The sequence below is a fragment of the Tunturiibacter psychrotolerans genome (assembly GCF_051013365.1).
GTDB lineage: Bacteria > Acidobacteriota > Terriglobia > Terriglobales > Acidobacteriaceae > Edaphobacter > Edaphobacter psychrotolerans_A.
Genome location: NZ_CP132941.1, coordinates 5,057,680 through 5,077,939, shown reverse-complemented (window position 1 = coordinate 5,077,939; position 20,260 = coordinate 5,057,680). Strand labels below are relative to the sequence as shown.

At 52.9% G+C, this 20,260-nt stretch carries 18 protein-coding genes; 10 read left to right on the top strand and 8 right to left on the bottom strand.

The features are described from left to right. Positions 1–25 precede the first annotated feature (25 nt). From RBB76_RS21595 to RBB76_RS21585, 3 genes are all read right to left on the bottom strand, one after another. Complete coding sequence (locus RBB76_RS21595; RefSeq protein WP_433963474.1) at positions 26–781, bottom strand: sensor histidine kinase; 756 nt, start codon at positions 779–781, stop codon at positions 26–28. 411 nt (positions 782–1,192) lie between these two features. Further along, on the bottom strand, positions 1,193–1,846 hold the full coding sequence (locus tag RBB76_RS21590; protein ID WP_260740534.1) for a general stress protein: 654 nt from the start codon (positions 1,844–1,846) through the stop codon (positions 1,193–1,195). Positions 1,847–1,885: 39 nt separating this feature from the next. After that, entirely contained in the window at positions 1,886–2,275 is a 390-nt protein-coding gene (locus tag RBB76_RS21585; RefSeq protein WP_260740537.1) for a BON domain-containing protein, read from the bottom strand. Positions 2,276–2,521: 246 nt separating this feature from the next. Here RBB76_RS21585 and RBB76_RS21580 point away from each other — a divergent pair, with 246 nt between their 5' ends. The 3 genes from RBB76_RS21580 to RBB76_RS21570 all read left to right on the top strand — a co-directional run bounded on the left by RBB76_RS21580 (position 2,522) and on the right by RBB76_RS21570 (position 5,205). Further along, on the top strand, positions 2,522–3,400 hold the full coding sequence (locus tag RBB76_RS21580; RefSeq protein ID WP_429634418.1) for a manganese catalase family protein: 879 nt from the start codon (positions 2,522–2,524) through the stop codon (positions 3,398–3,400). 88 nt (positions 3,401–3,488) lie between these two features. Continuing rightward, complete coding sequence (locus RBB76_RS21575) at positions 3,489–4,154, top strand: HAD family hydrolase (RefSeq protein ID WP_429634419.1); 666 nt, start codon at positions 3,489–3,491, stop codon at positions 4,152–4,154. 541 nt (positions 4,155–4,695) lie between these two features. After that, a complete protein-coding gene (locus tag RBB76_RS21570) occupies positions 4,696–5,205 on the top strand; it encodes a DUF4142 domain-containing protein (RefSeq protein WP_433963473.1) in 510 nt (169 codons plus the stop codon). Positions 5,206–5,337: 132 nt separating this feature from the next. Here RBB76_RS21570 and RBB76_RS21565 read toward each other — a convergent pair whose 3' ends face one another. Further along, the gene (locus RBB76_RS21565; RefSeq protein ID WP_429634421.1) at positions 5,338–5,763 is read right to left on the bottom strand and encodes a low affinity iron permease family protein; all 426 of its coding nucleotides are present in this window, start codon (positions 5,761–5,763) and stop codon (positions 5,338–5,340) included. A 68-nt stretch (positions 5,764–5,831) separates the two neighbouring features. Between RBB76_RS21565 and RBB76_RS21560 the strand changes: the two genes are divergently transcribed. From RBB76_RS21560 to RBB76_RS21540, 5 genes are all read left to right on the top strand, one after another. After that, positions 5,832–6,941: an aldo/keto reductase gene (locus RBB76_RS21560; protein ID WP_433963472.1), complete on the top strand. Its 1,110-nt coding sequence runs from the start codon at positions 5,832–5,834 to the stop codon at positions 6,939–6,941. A 25-nt stretch (positions 6,942–6,966) separates the two neighbouring features. After that, positions 6,967–8,073 (top strand): aldo/keto reductase, encoded by a 1,107-nt coding sequence (locus RBB76_RS21555; protein ID WP_433963471.1) that lies wholly within the window; start codon positions 6,967–6,969, stop codon positions 8,071–8,073. Between the two features lie 1,770 nt (positions 8,074–9,843). Then, the gene (gene xth, locus RBB76_RS21550) at positions 9,844–10,611 is read left to right on the top strand and encodes an exodeoxyribonuclease III (protein WP_429634423.1); all 768 of its coding nucleotides are present in this window, start codon (positions 9,844–9,846) and stop codon (positions 10,609–10,611) included. A 94-nt stretch (positions 10,612–10,705) separates the two neighbouring features. Continuing rightward, entirely contained in the window at positions 10,706–10,924 is a 219-nt protein-coding gene (locus RBB76_RS21545) for a hypothetical protein (RefSeq protein ID WP_429634424.1), read from the top strand. Between the two features lie 36 nt (positions 10,925–10,960). Beyond that, entirely contained in the window at positions 10,961–11,326 is a 366-nt protein-coding gene (locus tag RBB76_RS21540; protein WP_429634425.1) for a response regulator, read from the top strand. 250 nt (positions 11,327–11,576) lie between these two features. Here the strand turns inward: RBB76_RS21540 and RBB76_RS21535 are convergent, their stop codons facing one another. Beyond that, positions 11,577–14,297 (bottom strand): PAS domain S-box protein, encoded by a 2,721-nt coding sequence (locus RBB76_RS21535; protein WP_429634426.1) that lies wholly within the window; start codon positions 14,295–14,297, stop codon positions 11,577–11,579. A gap of 224 nt (positions 14,298–14,521) precedes the next feature. On the opposite strand from RBB76_RS21535, the gene RBB76_RS21530 reads away from it, so the two are divergent. After that, positions 14,522–15,085: a DUF2062 domain-containing protein gene (locus RBB76_RS21530; RefSeq protein WP_433963470.1), complete on the top strand. Its 564-nt coding sequence runs from the start codon at positions 14,522–14,524 to the stop codon at positions 15,083–15,085. Positions 15,086–15,461: 376 nt separating this feature from the next. Here the strand turns inward: RBB76_RS21530 and RBB76_RS21525 are convergent, their stop codons facing one another. From RBB76_RS21525 to RBB76_RS21515, 3 genes are all read right to left on the bottom strand, one after another. Continuing rightward, a complete protein-coding gene (locus tag RBB76_RS21525) occupies positions 15,462–16,175 on the bottom strand; it encodes a Crp/Fnr family transcriptional regulator (RefSeq protein WP_429634428.1) in 714 nt (237 codons plus the stop codon). Positions 16,176–16,734: 559 nt separating this feature from the next. After that, complete coding sequence (locus RBB76_RS21520; RefSeq protein ID WP_429634429.1) at positions 16,735–17,799, bottom strand: hypothetical protein; 1,065 nt, start codon at positions 17,797–17,799, stop codon at positions 16,735–16,737. A gap of 249 nt (positions 17,800–18,048) precedes the next feature. Next, positions 18,049–19,248, bottom strand: coding sequence for a hypothetical protein (locus RBB76_RS21515; protein ID WP_429634430.1), 1,200 nt, complete (start codon positions 19,246–19,248; stop codon positions 18,049–18,051). Positions 19,249–19,397: 149 nt separating this feature from the next. Between RBB76_RS21515 and RBB76_RS21510 the strand changes: the two genes are divergently transcribed. Then, positions 19,398–19,895, top strand: a complete 498-nt coding sequence (locus RBB76_RS21510) for a hypothetical protein (RefSeq protein ID WP_429634431.1) — start codon at positions 19,398–19,400, stop codon at positions 19,893–19,895. The last annotated feature ends 365 nt before the right edge of the window (positions 19,896–20,260 follow it).

Genomic DNA, 20,260 nt, shown 5'->3' with positions numbered 1-20,260 from the left:
CTGTTTACGACCTTCCGGGACAGTATCAGGCAACGAGTTCTTTGATAGGCAAAAACACCCGAAAGATGGTGCCACTCTTGCCCTGCAGGGTGCTGCTCCGGAATTGAATTCTTCCACGATGGTTGTGAATTATCTCTTTCACAATCCAGAGACCAAGGCCGTTCCCCTCCACCTTGCTGCTCTTGAAGGAATCGAACAATGTATCTCTCATCGCCTCAGGTATACCGACACCGTTGTCTGCGACTGTCATGATAGCTTCCTTTTGTCGGAGGATCACTCGTACATGTAGACTGCCAGAGTGTGGAAGCGCATCAATGGCGTTAAGGAGCAGATTCGTGAGGACTTGAAAGATCTCGCCTCGCTTGATCATCGCGATCACAGTCTCGTCGGATCTTGTCTGCACATTGATTCTCTTGCTCGAGATCTTCACACGATGGAGATGAAGCGCTGATTCAGCCAACTCGACCAGATCAATATCTCTGGCTTCGTTGTCTACGCGAATGAACCCAAGGCTTTTGCTGGTGATTTCTCCAAGTCCGCGCAGCTCGTCGTCTGCTATTTCTAAGTACTCAACGGCCTTCGACTCGGAGGCCGTTGCACACTTTGCAAGATAGATGAGGTTTGTCAGAGCCCCCAGCCGGTTGTTGACTTCATGCATAGTCGCACCCACCAGCCGCCCCGCCAGAGACAGTTGATGATGCCTTCGTAAATTTTCTTCGCACGCTTTGAGCTTCTGACTCTGGTCCTCAAAGGAGTCGCGGTGCCGAGTTGCCGAATCCATAGCCTCTAAGAGAGGAATATTGTGTCTTCGGTTGGCCGCCTCGAGGACTTCATCTGAGCGATGTACGTCGATCCTTTTGATGAGCTGATGAGACCTTATGATTTGGCGGCGGTTCGCGCCATCTGTAACCGACCCTTGCAGCATTATTGGTTTGCTTTGCAGCAGAGACTACAAGTTTCGGTGTGCTCTTTCAGGTCATTGCTCGCACGTTCAACCTGTTCGAGTGCTTCCTTTCTCGCTTCAGGTTCAGGGAGTTTACTTTCGAGCTCCTTTTCGTGCGCAACCGCACCTCTCACTCTTTCTTCTAAACTCTCTTTGTGTCGACAGTTCGGGCGCTCCATGTCGGGTCCTCCTCCGTAAAAGATAGGCCCGCTCTAACGAGCGGGCCTGCGTATATTAGACCTATCGCTACTAGTACTTCGTAGAGGTGTGCACTCCCGTCACGGTTTCACGATCATCGAGGACCGCATCTTCCCGTGCCGTCGAGAGTCGCTCGCCATCGGAAATGTTTCCGAAGGTTCCCCGCCCGCCGGCAGTCTCCTTCGAACCCTCTTCGCTAGTAGAAGCGATATCACGAGCTCCCGTTTCTTTGAGAGCTTCCTTTGCGGCATCGATCTGCTCGGAAGTGTCGCAGTGGACCGACAAGAGTGTGCCACCGTCTTTCACCGCCCCCTCATACCGCTTCGCTTCATACTCGGGAATTCCCATGCCCACCAAAGCTCCAACGATGCCGCCTACTGTTCCGCCGATTCCTACGCCTGCCAGCGATGCCATGATTGGACCGGCCGCGATAAGAGGACCGACGCCAGGGATGGCCAGTGCACCGATACCTGCCAGCAGACCTAGCGTGCCACCAATAACTCCGCCGGTGGTGACGCCGGTCGCGGTACCCTCTGGTGCCTTTGTTGCTTTCTCATGGGCGAACGCCCGCGTGCTGTCATCGTCTGGGAGAAGTACGGAGATAGCTGAGTTAGTAAACCCTTTAGCAATCAAATGGTCGACGGCGGCTTCTGCTGTCGCTGGGGTTGCGTAGATACCGAATACTGCTGTGTTTTTGTTAGACATATGGTGCTCCTTTTGTGATGTTCTGAGTTATCGAAACTCTTAGGGTTTGACCGTAAGCTGATCAGTTACTTTATCCGCAGACACGATGTTTGCCGCCATGGCCGCAACCTTCTCCTTCTCCTCGTCCGACTTCACTGGCCCTTTGAGGGTGACGGATCCGTTGAGAGTGATGATCTTGACATTATGGGCGTAGGTCGAAAGCGTCTTATCCGAGGTAATCGCCTTGCGAATCTTAGCTGTTGTCATTCGGTCAGACTGGGCATTCGACTGATTGTCGGCAGTGGGCGCCTGGTTCTTGTTCTGATTCGAGTTGTCGGGTGCTGTTTGTGCAGTACCAGACTGGGGTACAGGTTGTGAGGCGTTCAGTTGGAAGCAGCAGCAGAGTGCGATCGCCGCAGCTGTACGGAGGGCAGTGCTAAGAAGTGTCATGGACCAATACCTTTCGAGTAAGTGAGCTTTCAGCCGCTGGATGAGATGCGCAGCTCATTTGCGTGCCGGCAATCGGTCTGATGAGAACGGCGATGTACTAGTTGTTCACCGCTTGAACAATTCGCACCGCCGCTCCTAACGCCGAGAGAGAGGCTTGATGGGACCCGCTGTCGGGGCCCTCCACATACGATGGATTTGCATCTGACCTAAGGTACGCAGCACGCAAATTAAATTTGGAGTCACCCTATGTACCATCATGTAAAAAAGCTGATGTACACCGTCAATATTGGAGAGCCAGACGTGAAGTTTGGCAACATGCTTCTTGAGCAGTTTGGCGGAGCCAACGGCGAGTTGGCCGCCGCTATGCAATACACCATCCAAGGGTGGAATTGCGTAGATGATCTGGGACGACGTGATCTCCTTCTGGATATTGGGACAGAAGAGTTGAGTCACCTGGAGGTGGTCGGTGCTCTCATCCGCATGCACCTAAAACCTCTCAAAACGAACAGAGAGGCGGCTGAAGCGGATCCTCTAGTCACTATTGCTGGAGGAGGAGGAGTAGGTCTATTCGATTCAATGGGGAACGCTTGGACCGCTAACTATTTGAAGATCACCGGTGAGTTGGATGTCGATCTGCGAAGTAATATCGCGGCAGAGTCGCGAGCCAAGATAGTGTATGAGCGTCTTATCGATCACACAGACGATCCGGGCACCATCGACACCCTCCAATTCCTGATGACCCGGGAAATCACCCACATGAAGGCCTTTCAGGCTGCACTCGATAGTTTGGAGAAGTCGCCATTCTCCGTTGGACTTCTGAAGCCTACCCCTGGAATCGTGGACGAGTACTTCAATGGGTCTACGGGTGACGGGAATGAAGGCGATACCGATATGCGTGGGCCCTGGAACTCGACCTTCGGACTTCACCCAGTTGAATCGCAGATGGCGGGTGGGAAGGGACTTTCGGTCGGCGATGTTGACGGCAAGATCGATGGCGAAGACCGCGGGAAACAAGATGACGCCCAAAAGGCGACTACATCTCCCAAGGATGAAGCTGTTGGCAAAGTAGGCAAAAGCAAGGACCACTCGCATAACGGCAAAGCTGTTGCTTCGAGCTCAAGATAAACAATGCAATAGCACTACTAGGCTGTCTCTCTCGGAGACCGCTGCTCGCTTGGTGCAGTGCCATCCTTGTGAAGATCGGATGTAGGCCGTGGTAAAAGCTGTCTTATGTGATATTGACGGAACGCTCGTTGAAAGCAACTGGCTTCATGCAGCCGCGTGGAGAGATGCGTTCGCCGTCGCCGACATCGTAGTTGATCTCGAAGATGCACGCCGACAGATAGGGAAAGGTGGAGATGAGTTGATACCTGTCTTCGTTCCCTGGTGGAAACGGAAGGCCATAGAAGAACCACTGAAGGCATATCGACAGTTTATCTTTCGTAGAGACTACTTACATCAGGTCAAGCCTTTCCCTAAAGTCCGCGAATTGCTGGAGCGTATGAAGGAAAAAGGAATAGCAATATCTCTCGCCTCTTCAGCACACAAAAGCGAGCTCGATGTCTACAAAAAGATCGCCAATATCGAAGATCTTGTCGAGGAAAGCAGTTCGGCCGACGATGCGAAGCGATCCAAGCCCCATCCCGATATCTTCGAAGCGACTCTGAAGAAACTTGGCTTGTCACCCAAAGAGGTGCTGGCACTCGGGGACACACCCTATGACGCTGAGGCCGCCGGAAAGGCATCGATCTTGACTGTGGGAGTTACGACCGGTGGCTGGAGCGAGAAAGAGCTGCTGCATGCAGGGTGCATTGAAGTCTACAAGGACGTGGAAGACTTACTTGCGAACTTCGAACGAAGCGCCTTCTACAAGATTTGAGATTAGGAGGCGGCTACAGTTATGAGCATAACGCAACAACTTATCTATTTGTTTGTCCTTGCGATCCCAGTCGCTTCGATAGCCTGGACTATCACGCATGAAGAGGTCATTCGCGAGTTTCGCGAAACCTGTCATGCCAAAAGCGCAGAGTGTCGGCGCTTGTATCAGCGAAAGTTCTTCTATCTGTTCACTTGTGAGTATTGCTTCAGTCACTATGTCGCTTTGATTTTCCTCGTAATAACTCGGTTTCAGCTTTTATATCCGGATTGGCGCGGATATCTAATCGCTCTCTTCTCTTTGGTTTGGGTCGCGAACGTTTATATGAGTTTCTTTGGAATGATCCGGCTAGATCTAAAGAAAGAACGGGTTGAGATCGCGAAAAGCGAAGCCACGCAATCGGCATCGTCGTTAAACAGCCCTCTCTGAGGGCTCCAAACATCGAAAGCAAAACGTGGGTTCTACTGAGCCATGCAACGCTGAAGCATAGGATTGCTTCTCACTCGATGGTGTTACTGGGCGGCATGCCGCCCTTGGAGAGTACATGAAAAGATCAACTCAAATAATCTGCTGCGCCGTCCTGAGCTTCGCGTTCGGCATGATGCCCACGAACGCAACAGCGCAAAGTGACGACGACAAGAAGTTCCTAGCTATGGCTGCACAGTCGGACCAAAACGAAATTGCACTGAGCAAACTGGCCGAACAGAAGGCCACGAACCCAGATGTGAAGGCGTTCGCGGAAAAGATGATTTCGGAGCACACGCAGATGACGGCCAGCATGAAGCCGTTTGTCGACGCATGGGGCCTGACGCCGCCAACGGGTCCCGACGCCGATCACCAAAAGGAGTTGGATAAGCTCAATGGGCTGTCGGGCAATGATTTCGACAAGGCATACATGAAAGATATGGTCTCCGATCACACGAAAGCGCTAAGCGCATTCACGAAAGAGGCTAAAGACACCAAAGACTCTAAATTTCGTGCTGCCGTAATCAAGGGAAAGACGGCCGTCGCCGCACACAAAAACATGGCTTATGATCTGGAAAAGAAGCTTTAGCCTCTATCTAAACGATCCGCAGAAAGCCCTCCCGAAGCTGGGAGGGCTTTCTTATTTGTTTCCTACACGGAACCTCAAATTGACTCGAACGCCACTTGCTGGGTTCAATGAATTGAGCGTTTCACTCCATGGTTAAGAAGGTACCGTATCCCGTTTCTGACGGTCATTGCATGCGGCGCGAAGTTTCTCATAGCGGATTTGCAGTTCATCCAACTCAAGGTCGCTCAGATTTTCGATGTCGATCATCTGATCCCTGGCCTTGTCCACTGCGTGGATGAGCTCGTTCAACTTTAGATTGATCGCGCGCGCATCTCTGTTCTGCGTATTTTGGATGAGGAAGACCATAAGAAAGGTAATGATGGTCGTTCCGGTGTTGATCACGAGCTGCCAGGTATCAGAATAATGAAACACCGGACCGGTGGTGCCCCAAATGACAATGACGAGCCCGGCCCCAGCGAATGCCCACTTCGATCCCAACCAACCAGAAGCCCAGGCAGCGAACCGACCGAACCAATCGTTGGTAGTGCGCGTCTTTATTTCAATTGGTGTTTCCTTCATAGGCGCCCTCCCCCTGAAACGAAGCCTGCGTCAAGCACGGCAAGTCTTTCTAGATAGCGCTACTCTACATGAGTTTCTCTAAGATCGCGGTAGGCCTTTGCCTCTCGGATCCGCGTCTCAGGATTCGTGCCGCGATCGCCAGCCATCTAAACCCTTCTCGGCGGCATCGCACGGAGCACGGGGTAGACATGCCAAGCGCCGGAATACCAGTCAGAAATTTTGGGAAATCTAACGTGAAGATCTCCGCTCTCGGCCTTGGTGGGCATCACCTGGGAGCTGCGAAAGACGAGCCGACTGCCGTTCGTCTGGTTCATCGAGCGGTAGACGGCGGCATAAGCTTCTTCGACTGCTGCTGGGAATACAACCGAGGCAAGTCGGAAGATTGGTTAGGTAAAGGTCTGAAGGGGCTTCGGGAGAAGGCTTTTCTTATGACGAAAGTCTGCACGCATGGGAGGGATGCGAGTCTCGCCATGCAGATGCTGGAGCAGTCCCTACGTCGTCTTCAGACTGACCATCTCGATCTGTGGCAAATCCATGGCGTTACCTTCCAGAATGATCCTGAACTATTCATTCGCCCGAATGGTGCTGCAGAAGCTCTGAGGAAAGCCAAGGAACAAGGTAAGGTCCGTTTTGTTGGTTTTAGTGGGCACAAAGATCCCGCTATCCATCTTGCGATGTTGAATACCGGCTTTCCTTTCGATGCGGTGCAGATGCCCCTCAACCCTTTTGACGCCAATTTCTTCTCGTTCGAGAAAATGGTCCTTCCGGTGCTGGTTGAGCGCGGCATAGCACCTCTTGGCATGAAGCCCATTGGTGGTAAAGGGGAGCCTGTACAAAGCGGGGTCTTTACAGCTGAAGAACTCCTTCGATATGCAATGAGTCTCCCCGTTGCGACGACCATCTCTGGCGCCTCAGATCCCCACATTCTTGAACAAAATCTCACCGTCGCCCAAAACTTCACGCCTCTCAGCCCGGCTGAGATGCAGTCCATGCGGGATCGCGCGAAGCCATATGCCGGAGACGGCCACTTTGAGCTCTACAAGACTTCGATTAAATACGATAATCCGGAGGCTCGCCTGGCTCACGAATTCCCTATCGATATGCAGTCGGTAGAAGTGAAACAGATGGTGTATTCGACGACCAATTCTGGGCGGCCATTTCCTGACGTGGCTGAATAAATTGCAATCGTACAGAGGGTTTTGCGTGAAAAACGAACATGATGATTCCAAGTCAGAGGTGAGTAGGCGGCTATTTCTAAAAGGCGCCGCTATAGGAGGCGCGATGACTGCTCTCTCCGCTACCGCCGGTGCCCAAAGCCACGTCGCTCAAAACACAATCAATCCAGAAGTGCCAAATTTCTCTGGAGAATATGACACGCCAGTTGCAGAATTTCAAGTACCCCGTCGTGCGATGGGTAAGACCGGTCTCGAGGTATCGATCTTGGGGATGGGTGGATTCCATCTCGGGACGGCCGCCGGCCAACCTGAAGTCAATAATATGATCGCGAAGGCAATGGATCACGGAATCAACTTCTTCGATAACGCATGGGAATATCACAAGGGTGTAAGCGAAGAACGGGTTGGGGCGGCGTTGAAAGGAAAACGCGACAAAGCTATTGTAATGACCAAGGTCTGCACTCACGGTCGCAAGAGAGACGTTGCCATGCGCATGCTCGAAGAATCACTTACCCGTCTTCAGACCGATCATTTGGATGTTTGGCAGGTCCATGAGGTCGTTTATCACAACGATCCCGAAAAGTGCTACGCATCTGACGGGGTACTGGAAGCCTTGAGCGCGGCGAAGCAGCAAGGTAAGGTTCGTTTCGTTGGGTTCACCGGCCACAAGAACCCTTCGATTCATCTCGAGATGCTGAATGGGGGCTATCCCTTTGATACGGTTCAGATGCCGCTTAATCCGTTCGACTACAGCTATCGAAGCTTCCAACAACATGTTCTGCCGGTGGCGACTCAGCGAGGGATGGCTGTCTTCGGTATGAAAAGTATGGGCGGGTCAGGCGAGATGATTTCGAGCGGCGCACTGACGCCAACCGAGGCTTTGAGCTACGCCATGAGCTTGCCGGGGGTTTCAACAACCATCAGTGGTATGGATTCGATGGCGGTCCTCGATCAGAATTTGAAGATCGTACAAAACTTCACCCCGCTGACAGCTAAGCAGATAGAACACTTGCGGGCGTACGGAAAGCAATTCGAGGATGGGCGGTATGAGTTGTTTAAAAGTACAGTGAAGTATGATGGCGATCTCGGGCGACAACAGCACGACTACCCCCCATCTGCTGACTTGCCGGCCTAACCTGAGCGGCCGCAGCTTGAAGTTGCCGACCTAACCAATTTCCTCACGAATACGATGCTATGCGATCCGAAGAAGAGAAACACCGCCTGCACATCCTTGGCTCAAGGCAACGTCAGGTGATTTGACTGTGAGTTATTCCGTGGAGCAGTTCAGTCGCATCATATGAGATGTCGCGACTGTGCCGCACCTTCGTTGGGCCCTTGTGTTGACCAGCGCTTCCTGATGGAGGCCTTATGAAAATCCGGATATTGGTCGCTTTATTGACGCTATCTTCGATATGGGTTAGCGCGCCGGGACAGTGCAAGAAGCCTGAGATCAACCTGATATGGGACAGCACTAACAATCAGTTCAGATGTGTTGATCCTGCCGCCGGCACCGGTTCAGATCATGATGATAGTGTGTCCCCCACGGGAACCAAACAATCGTGCGGTGCGGTGCGAGAAAACCTACTCAAGGTCTGTCCAACTTCGGATGAAGGCAAGATCTGTAGAGGTAAAGCTAAGTCCATCTTCAACGCATGTTACAAGAACGGAAGCGAGGATCGTAGTGCGGCGTCCAATACCCGAGGTCAATTGGGGAAAGCCGACTCTTCCACTTGCATGACTACCTACAACCAACAACAGCAGGCATGCCAGTCTCGCCGACAAACCCCCGCATCCCCAGGTCAACCTTCGGCTCCTGATACTTGCCTACAAGATGCTTTGGCCGCGGAGAATAAGTGTCTCGCGAACAGCCATTGACAGGCGTTTGGGTCACTGATCGCACGCTTTAGAACGAGGAGGGCCACTTTCGCCAAAAGGGCCAGGCCTACTAATTTTGGGGACGGTTCACAACTCTTAAGAACCAAGCTGATGCCCATTAAGTGTTCAGTGTGTTTGTTCGTCACTCCTGAGCTTAGGCCCAGCCCCTCTGCCACGGAATGCTTTAGCGTCACAGGCTCCTTTCCTTCTGAGCCAGCGACAAAACTCCGGTCATAGTCCACTACTTCTTCTTCGGTGCGATCACGCATGAGGAATGATTCTCGATCAATGTCGTCTGAATCTATTGGACGCTCCAACTCTTCGGCGTCTTGGAATGTGACCACTGGATCACTAACGTTCGCTCGTTTCATTTCACACCTCGTTACAGTCATCACAGCCCACGCCGTGCTCTACTAGGGCCATGTAGCAGGTCGTCATATCTGTGATGCGGTCTGAAGGCTCCTCAGCGCCGAGACGGTTGACCCCTTCACCGCAGCTGATTAGAAACGCCTGAGCTAACATCATCCCTTCCGGGCACGCCGGCATATCTTCGGCGCTCCATAGTGCAAGTAATGCTTTGTTGTTCATTGGAACTTACCACCCTACCTTCCAACTGAAGACACATACCATCCTGGACAGTCGCCCTCAGCTAAACAGAGTTCGCTTCGTGAACGGAACCCATTGAACTACAAGAGCAGGGAACCGCTGTCAATTCCGATCGATCGGTTTCGAACAGGTGTTGAACGTCCTTCTCAAGCTGATCCCAGTTGATATACCGGTACAACCATTCGTGATCTCATTCCACTGTGTAGACATCGCCCGCCAAGAACCAGCAGGCCGCAGATATACCGATCAAAACCCCTTCGGGTCTCATACGGGGACCAGATGCGTCCTTGCCAAATTTAGTTGCAGTCACGCTATTTGACCCGCAGTTTGGTAAGACATCCTGTGAGACTTCTCTTAGCGGCGGCGTCTTTTCTCCACAGTTGCGAATATCGACTTGTTACCTTTTCGCATCTATCAGGAGATAATGATTGAAATTGCGAGCTGGAACGTAAACTCAATTCGAGCTCGTCTCGAACAGGTGGCAGCGTGGCTAGAGACATACCAGCCGGACGTGCTCTTGCTGCAGGAGTTAAAGGGAACAGAATTTCCAGCCGACGTGTTCAAAAATCTTGGATACGAGAGCGTAGCGGTAACCCAGAAGGCTTATAACGGCGTCGCGATCTTGTCTCGCCACCCGATCGAGACTATAAGCAGGACACTGGCTGGGGATGAAAAAGACAGCCATTCCCGGTTCCTCGAGGTGATGATCGGCGGTCTCCGTGTCGTTAACATCTATCTTCCAAATGGAAATCCCAAAGGAAGTGACAACTTCGCCTACAAATTAGCCTGGATGGATAGACTTCACAGACAGCTAAAGATTTGGGAGAAGAAAGATCCTCCGACTCTGATAGGAGGGGACTTCAATGTCATCCCGGAAGATATCGATTGCCACAAGCCTTCCTCGTGGATACGCGATGCACTTTTCCAGCCGGAGCCACGCGCAAAATATCGCAGTCTACTCAACCTCGGCTATATTGATGCGTTCCGGTCTCTGCATCCCGATTTGAAGGGACAGTTCACCTTCTGGGACTACTTCAGGCAGGCCTTTCAGCACAATCGCGGAATTCGAATTGACCACTTCCTACTATCGCCATCCCTGGGTGAGAGATTGATCTCTTGCGAGATTGATAGAGGGCCGCGGGCACAGATAAAACCGTCTGATCACACGCCAATCATCGTCAAATTGCGATAACTGTCGAATATGGTCTAAAAGAGAAGCTGTTAATACCGACATCAGTCCAGGCAATCCCCACAGATGCAGACGGGCCGCCCTTCCGGAATGCTTGATGCTCATTCAGCCATTTGTAGAATTGAAGGCTCTTGCCTCGAACGTGGGCATGGGCCGATCTGGCTGTCTGCGCCTGTCGATTTACGCTAAGAACCTTTTCCCGATCACCGGGTTTGATAGGAGAGATACCTTCCGTCATCTGCCCTTTGTACGGAAATATAATCGAGAGATGAGCGCCCAGTTCTTTGAGGTTGTAAGTTTTGGCGTCGAAGAGTGAGCAAGAGTGTCTTAGATCATGAAATGGAGGGGATGAGTGCCAGATACGAATCGTGTGGTCTTTGTCGTTGACGACGAAGCGGTGATTGCCCAAACACTCGCTGTTATTTTGAATCGAGCGGGCTTTCAAGCAACCGCCTTCGATCATCCGGAGAAGGCTATCGCCGCCTGCACTGAGTTAGCTCCCGATCTCCTCATCAGTGACGTCATGATGCCAGGTATGACGGGTGTGGAGTTGGCCATTCACTTCCGCGAAACTCAACCAGAGTGTAAGGTTCTGCTCTTCTCTGGACAGGCCGCGACGTCCGATCTTTTAGGGAAGGCTCGCGAGCAGGGGTATGACTTCGATTTGCTCTTAAAGCCGGTCCATCCTGCCGACCTTCTGGCAAAACTTCGAGCTTGAGTCTCGCTCGCAAATCTCTATCGGCTAGACGACAATTCGGGTTATAACCTACGCGGAACGTTGAACGAACCAACCTTTATCTATCTACCTGACTCAGACTGCTATATGGACTCGCCCTTCGCACCTCGCTCTTTTGAGGACAAAGGTCGGAAAGTTCAAAGTCTGCGATTGGAACGTCGAATATAACACCAGTAGCCTGGTCGGCAGACGTCGCAGCAACCATCGCAACTGCTGAAACTTCTACCGAATCTCATGCGTTTCGTGGGACGTCATATGGCGTGTGCAAAGGCACAAATATTCGGACTGTTGTCCCATGCCTTTCCGAATCAATTTGACTTGTGATGCTGATCTCTCCCCCGTGACCCTCAATGAACTGCTTCGCGACGAACAGTCCGATTCCAGTACCGAGTGTGGAACGAGTCGTGAAGAATGCCTCAAATACCCTCGGAAGATCGCGGGGTGCGATGCCTACGCCATCGTCTGAAATCGTCAATACCGTCCCGCCGACGGGCTCGTCGATATCCTCAACGGAGATCGATAGATGACCTCCGTTCGGCATCGCATAGATAGAATTTGCGATGAGGTTCGAAATGACTTGCATCATCTCTCCTCGACGGAGTATCGGTTTCCGCGAAGATTGAAAGAACGTGCTGATCTTGATGCGGGCGGCGGAGCATCGCGGCTCATAGATGGTGACTGCATGCTGGGTTATCTCACTCAGAGAGGCCGCGGACGCCGCAGCGTGCTCGCGATAGTACCCGAGGGTCTGCTTTGCGATATGGGCAACCCGCCCAAGCTCTTCTTCGGCAGTCGAAAGGTAATTTAGTCCATCCTCGTCGGCAATTTTCGAGCGAAGCAGATAGAGCAGATTGATGACCGATTCAAGAGGATTATTAATCTCATGCGCGATCGTAGCCGCCATACGCCCAGTTGCCGCAATCTTTTCCGCTTGCAGTAAAGATTTTTCAATACGTTTCCGCGCGGAGATATCACGGAGGATCTTGGAAGCTCCAATCACCTCGCCCTTATTGTCTCTGATCGGAGATACCGTCACAGAAGCTTCGATCAATCTGCCGTCCTTTGTAAGACGAACAGTCTCGAAGTGCTCTACCCGCCGCCCGGCGCGGATGCTGTCGATAATCTGTTTCTCTTCGTCCCGTAGATCATCAGGGATTAGCTTGAGGATGGACTGACCGATCATCTCCTCCGCTGTATATCCAAAGACCTGGCTCGCAGCGCCATTCCAACTCTTGATAATTCCATTAAGATCCTTGCTTAGAATCACGTCTTCGGAGGACTCCACAATCGCGGCCAGTTCGGCGGCGCGCTTTGCAAGATCTTGTTGAATCTGTTCCGTTTGTCTCCGAATAGAGATGTCTCGAAGGATCTTCGACGCTCCAATAATGTTGCCCTTTTCATCTTTTACCGGTGAGATCGTCAGCGAGACGTCCAAGAGCCTTCCATCCTTTGTCCTGCGTACTGTCTCGAAGTGCTCCATGCGCTGTCCGGCGCGAATATGGTCGATGATGATCTTTTCGTCGGAGTGGAGATGCTCCGGAATGAGCGTAAGAATGGACGCGCCGATCATCTCCTCTGCGGAGTAGCCGAGCACCCGAGAGGCAGCAGCATTCCAACTTGTAACGATGCCGTTCAAGTCCTTACTCACGATGACATCATCAGAAGAATCGATTATCGCCGCAAGCCGCTGGATCACGTCCTGCGCCTTTTTCCGTTCGGTTACATCGTTTCCTACCACGATGATCCCTGAAACGCTGCCGTCGGACTCACGCAACGGCTGATATACGAAATCGAGGTAACGCTCATCCGACGGCAAACCCTCGGCAGCTTCGACTTGAAACCGAACACTATCTCCAACAAATGGCTCTCCTTGCAAGACCTTATCGAGAATGTCGATGTAACCCTGGCCCGCGGCCTCAGGCAGGGCGATGCGTACGGGTTTGTTCAGGACGTCACGATTGTTCACCAGGCGCAGGTAGGGTGGATTCACCATGGTGAAAACATGGTCTGGTCCTTGCAGAAGAGCAAAGAAGACTGGAGCTTGCTGAAGTGCTTCAAACGCTCTGGCTCTTTCTTGGAGCGCAACCTCTTCTGCGACCCTTCTCTCCGTAATATCGCGGAAAACTAGGACAATCCCGGATAGCTTGCCATCGTCGTCGAGGATGGGAGCGCCGCTATCGTCAATTGCCGTTTCCACCCCATCCTTTCGGATCAAGATGGTGTGATTGGCAAGGCCCACTATCGTCCCGAGACGGCGCACCTTGTCGGCTGGGCTCTCCACCGGTTTCCGCAGTTTCTCATCAACAATGTGAAACACGGTGCTTAAGAGCTCTCCACGCGCGTCGATCAGAGACCAGCCGGTCAGACTCTCCGCGACGTGGTTCATGTCGGTAATGCAAGCGCGCTCATCGGTGACGATCACCGCATCGCCGATGCTCTGCAGGATTCGCGAGGCCCGCGCTTCACTCTCGGCGAGCTTGCGAAGCGCCACGACCTCACCCGTAACATCATGAAGGGAACCGAATAGACCGGCGATCGCTTCATCTTCGAAGATCGGGTTGAAGGAGTAATTCAGGTAGGCGTCTCTTACGCCGTCTTGTGTCGGGAGCGGAACCAAAAGCTTTTCGTAAAAGACCGTCTTTCCTGTGGAAAGCGCCTGTTCTAAAAGCGGCCCGACCACATGCCATGATTCGCTATAGATCTCACGGGCTGATTTGCCGAGTGCGAAGGGATGGCGAGGCCCAGGAATCGGACGGTAGGCGTCGTTGTAAATCAAGATCAGTTGGGGTCCCCACATTGTCCTTGCTGGGGAGGAGGAAGTCAGGGTCAGATTGACAATGGTGACAAGTTCCTTCGACCAAGCTTCGATGGGCCCGAGCGGAGTCGAATTCCAATCATAATCGCGCACCAAATCGGCCATCTCGCCGATGCCGATGATACGACCAGATCCCATCTCTAACGCTGACTTTTCCTTCTGCAAAAATCACCTATCGTGCCGCTGCAGTACCAATTCGAAAACTTGGGACCATTTCTAGACCGGTCGATGCGCAGGGTCCCGCAATCCAACCCTGCCACTTCTCCCCGTCCATCCTAGTCGAGAATCGACTGATCTCGCCTTCGAAAGTAGCTAAGAGTCGCGTTATCGGCAACCGCGACGCGCCGGTGGCACTATGCGAAATGCTCTCGCAACCGAAGTGCACCTTCATGGCATCCCACACAGATGTGCTGCTTCCCGAGTCAATACGTGAGTTCCTTCGCTGCAGGATACTGCGTCCACTGTTGCGTCTGCTCCGCGGCGGGGTGACACCGCGGCGCTTGGCGTGGAGTTTAGCGTTGGGCATTGTGATCGGGATCAACCCGTCGGTAGGTATCACTACGGTCCTGGTTATTCTCCTCGCATGGGCGTTCGGTTTAAACCAGGTCGCGTCACAGATTGGTGCCCATGCGATGACGCCGCTACACTTGATTTTGTTTCTTCCATTTATCGAGTTGGGCGTACATCTCTTTCACACCCGTCGCCTCCCGCTAAATCGGCAGCAACTTGAGCATCTGAGCCATCATCCCTGGCGCCTTGTTCGCGACATCTGGCAGTGGGAATGGCATGCACTGATCGTCTGGACCGCCGTCGCTGTCGTCGTGATGCCCTTGCTTGCCTCGTATATTAGACGCGCACTGGTGCTGCTGATGCGCCGCCATCGAACACTGCTGCGTTCGAACCCGACGCTGCCCTCATCTGATTAGCTCGTTTGACCTGAAGAATTGGTTTCCAGCCATAGAGAGCGCTCATTTGAGTCGCAGATGCTTTGCGGCTTGCTTGAGCTTTTATTAATGCCGATCGCATCCAGTCGGAGGTTATCTCCATTAAATCTACTTCTTTGGTTAGGCGTATTACAGACGGCGGCGATGTTACAGAGAACAATCGCTCATGGTTGTTCCAATCGAACCTCGTATTCTCTCAGCGGACCGGCTCGATGGCGCTTTACTGATTGCATTCGACGACGGCGGGTGCGCCCTTTATTCGGCGGCTCTCCTCGTTGCCATGAGGCCCCAAGCCGATCAGGTCAGCGACACAGACTTGGAAGAGTAACAGCCGCAGTTCCTCAGGCAGAGCAGATCTCTACCAAATGATTCCACTGTCGAACTCGGTGTAGTTGTCGAGATGATCTTTGATGACGTGGTAGCACTCACAGGCCTTCTTTTCGAGGAGTTTCACGTCAGGAATGGTGATCAGCCCCCGAGTGTAGGTGATTAGGCCTTTTCTCTTCAAGGCTGCCGCTGCCATCGAAACTGTAGGCAGGGAGGCACCCAGCATGTGACCGAGGAACTCGTGTGACATTTTGAAGGTGTTGCTGTGCGCGCGATCCGCACAGATCAACAACCACCGAGCCAGCCGTTGGTCGACCTCGTGCTGGACATTGCACCCAGCCGACTGCATCGCCTGAACAAGCTGGGCTTGTACATATCTCAAGGTGAGCGATTGGAAGGCCCCGCCGCGTCGAAACTCGCTTCTCGCCGCCTCGAGGGGACAGGAGTAACCATGCCCAGCGATTTGTGTGTAAACGCGATTGAGACTCCGCTTCGTACCCATAAGAGCTGAAACCCCAATCACTGATTCATACCCGAACATCCCCACCTCAACTTGAGCGCCATTCTCGAAGGTGGTCGTCAAGGATGCCATTCCCTCTTCCACGAAGTAGAGGTAACGAATGGATTCGCCCGGAAACTCGATTTGGTGCTCCAGCTCAAACGTCACCGGCTCCAAGCTGAGGCGTTTGATAACTTCTGCGTCAAGACTATGCAAAAGAGAGTTCTTATAAACGGTAGCGGACACAATAACCTCGCACTTTCGCGGTTTCACACAATTTCTGATGCTAACGTTCAGCATCGATCGGGATATATATCTGTATGTGTTAGCTCTTCGCGGGTTACTTACCTAACAGTGGCGCAAGAGCAGCTTGAGGTAATAAAACCAAATCGCTCTCAGCACGCTTCGCTTTTGCGACGACAGCGATCGTGAATGACAATTACAGTCGTAATGATATGTCGTATTTAGCCGACAGTAGCTCCCAACTGTTTCTGAGCCTCAACCGAAATTCTTTTCACATAGCGGCTTCTATGTGAATTCCGCCAGATCGTCGCTTTCAGGCCGTGAATTCATGGGATGCTGAGTCTCAGAAAAGGGATGCGCTGTATCCCTAGTAGGCTGCACCATTCCTGGCGCCAACCGCCGAGACCCCGTTGGATCAATACGGTATACCTGACTTCCCATTAATCAGATCGGTTTCGCGGACTCTCTGTCTCTTGGCCTTGGGGCTGACCGTTTTGTCCACGTAAGGCCAAAGACGCGGTAGGTTATTGCTTCAAATTGCAGGCGCGCTCGCGACCATCATTCAGGAAAGTGCAGCTGCCAAATAGGGGGCAGTTTTGCTCCTCTTCACTTCGGTGACCTCGTTGGGGGGTCCGGATGCAACCACAATTCCACCTTCGTCACCCGCGCCAGGGCCAATGTCGATCACCCAATCGCTTTCAGCGACCACATGCATATCGTGCTCGATCACGATGACCGTATTTCCGGCTTCCACCAATCCATTCAACTGCTTCATGAGTCGTTCGATATCAGAGGGATGAAGCCCCGTAGTAGGCTCATCAAGAACATAAAGGCTGTTACCGCGCTGCATGCGTTGGAGTTCAGTCGCCAACTTGATGCGCTGCGCTTCCCCTCCTGAAAGTTCGGTAGCGGGCTGGCCCAACCGCAGATAACCAAGGCCGACTTCACGGAGAACTTTGAGGGCCCGGACGACTTGCAGTTCTTCCACGAAGAACTCCGCAGCCACATCGACAGTCATTGCCAGAACATCAGCGACACTTTTATCGCGATACCTGATCTCGAGGGTTTTGGCATTGAATCGGCTACCGTGACAGGTCGGGCAGGGAGCGTAGACACTGGGAAGGAAAAGCAGCTCCACGCACACGAAGCCTTCGCCTAAGCAGGTTTGACATCGGCCCTTTGCAACGTTGAAGGAAAAACGCCCTGCGTCATAACGCCGTGCTTTGGCGGCCTTCGTAGCGGCAAACAGTTTTCTTACATGATCAAAGAGGCCAGTATAAGTCGCCATGTTCGAGCGCGGGGTGCGTCCGATAGGCTTCTGATCGACCACAACAAGGCGGCCAATTCGCTCGATACCACTGACGATCTCGCCTCCAGTTGTGACGATCGTCGTCTGTTCCAGATCATCCGCGTCAGTCTCCTCAGTCGCGATCGATTGTCCCAATTGCTCGGCCACCAGCTCAACAAGCACCTGGCTTACGAGACTTGACTTGCCGGAACCCGACACGCCGGTTACGGAAGTAAACACCCCAAGCGGAAATGAAACATCAAGTCCTCGTAAGTTGTTGCGCGTCACATCGCGGAGCCTGAGCCAGCCTTTCGCAGTCCGTGTGATCTTCTTAGACATTCCGCCCCCACGAAAGAGATGGAGTCGTGTTTGTGATGCTTCTACATTGCGGAGGCCTGCAGGAGGGCCGCTATACAGAACTTGGCCGCCCTTTTCGCCAGCATCCGGCCCCACGTCCACCAGCCAGTCCGCACGCCGGATTAGGTCCAGCTCATGTTCAACGACGAAGAGCGAGTTCCCTGCCTGTTTCAGTGAGTCCAGAGCTGTTAGTAGCGCCTCAGTGTCCGCGGGATGCAGCCCCGCGGAAGGCTAGTCCAGTACATAGACGACGCCAAAAAGATTGGAGTGCAACTGAGTGCCGAGCCTCAATCGCTGCATTTCGCCAGGGGATAAGGTGGGCGTGCTCCGTTCGAGCGATAGATACCCAAGGCCAAGATCCAACAAGACTGAAAGTCTCGCCACGAGATCCGCCGCTATCCGTTGCGTCACTATGATTTTTTCGGGATGTCCCAATGCTTTCCTGCTTGGACCACTTCCGTCCACCGCAAATGGAGCAAAAAGCGTCTTCAGTCGTTTAAGCGGAAGGTTGGAAATATCGGCTATATCGTAGCCTGCGAACCTCACGGATAACGACTCCGGCTTGAGACGTTTGCCATGACATACCGGACAATCGGTGCTCAACATGAACTGAGACACTCGCTTCTTCATCATGGGACTATTCGTGTTCGCAAAGGTCTGCAACACGTACTTCTTCGCACCGGCGAACGTCCCCTGGTAGCTGGGTTCCAATTTATGGCGTAACGCCTGTCGCGTTTCGGCGGGCGTAAAACCCGCATATACCGGAACAGTCGGTTGCTCATCCGTGAATAGAATCCAATTTCTATCCTTCTTCGAGAGGTCGCGCCAGGGTTTATCCACGTTGTAACCCAGCGTCACGAGAATATCCCTTAGATTTTGCCCTTGCCACGCCGTCGGCCACGCGGCTACGGCGCGCTCACGTATCGTCAACGAATCGTCGGGCACCATCGATTTCTCGGTCACCTCGTAGATGCGCCCGAGACCATGACACTTAGGACACGCTCCCTCCGTGGTGTTTCGAGAAAACGATTCAGCATAAAGCAGAGGTTGTCCTATGGGATAATCGCCCGCACGGGAATAGAGCATACGCAGAAGATTGGAAAGCGTTGTAACGCTACCTACTGACGAGCGGGTAGTCGGCGATCCTCGTTGCTGCTGCAACGCCACAGCTGGCGGCAGACCGTCGATGGAGTCGACCTCGGGAACTGTCAGTTGATGAAAAAGACGCCGCGCGTAGGGAGATACGGACTCGAGATAACGTCGCTGGGCCTCGGCGTATAGTGTTCCAAATGCCAGCGAAGACTTCCCAGACCCTGAGACACCAGTGAACACCACAAGCGCGTCTCGGGGAATGTCGACGTCGATATTCTTGAGGTTATGCTCCCGCGCACCCCGCACCCGGACCATGCCATCGTTCGGCTGACTGTGCATATTTGTTTTGCTCTCCTCCACGACCTTGTACCTCCGAGGAACAGCCAAGTGAACGCGCTGACTTGACCTTTTCTGCTTGGATGCGTCTCGGGTCACGTTCAATGGTTCAGCGGGCTCCCCTTTGACTGACTCTCGCATCAAATCTCGGCATGGCCCGTCCCCGTCTGCACAAAACACTGCTAACCTTATCCCTTGGTTTCCCGTTTGTCGCCTTTACGATAGGGGCTCACTCCCAGACGCAGGCGCTTCCGCACGACACAGCGATCGGCCGTCTCGAGATATTCGCCACCTTCAGCGGCCCCATGCCGACCGGTGTTACCGTTTCACGAACGAATCGCGTCTTCGTTAACTTTCCTCGGTGGGGTGATGACGTTCCCTTTACCGTCGCTGAAATTATCCATGGGAAGGCCGTTGCCTACCCGGACGCAGTGGTCAACGACTGGCCGGGTCGGAAATCAGGCGACCCCACGCAATACAAAGATCAGACACAGAATGAAAACCACTTCGTCTCCGTCCAGTCGGTCGTAGTCGATCCCGCTAATCGTCTGTGGGTTCTTGATACTGGTTCTCCATTGCTGAAGAACGCGCTTCCCGGTGGTCCTAAGCTCGCGTTTATTGACTGTGAAACGCTGTGTTGGAACGAGTAAGGTACCTGCGATTGGATCGGTAGACGGCGCATGAGCAGTATGCGCTTAGTTGTTCCCGAGTTACCCGAGAAGCTTTACCTATCTGAACGCATCGAGGGCTGACGCACGTATCTCTTTGATCGATCTGTATCCAAAGGACAGATGTAATTCGCAACTAGCGTGATCTGTCCGCCAAAGCCAGCTGCACATTCGCCATTAGTCGCGGCAAGCGTATCCCGAACAATAACTTCATGCTTGAGCTCTCGATCCGTTTGCAATGAAAAAACTGACATTTTCGCGATACTGCGTTAGGTCGCATCTGTTTAGAATGAGCGGGTTTTCCGCTAAAACAGAATACTGAGGCTAACAGAGCGGTGAGTGGCGGC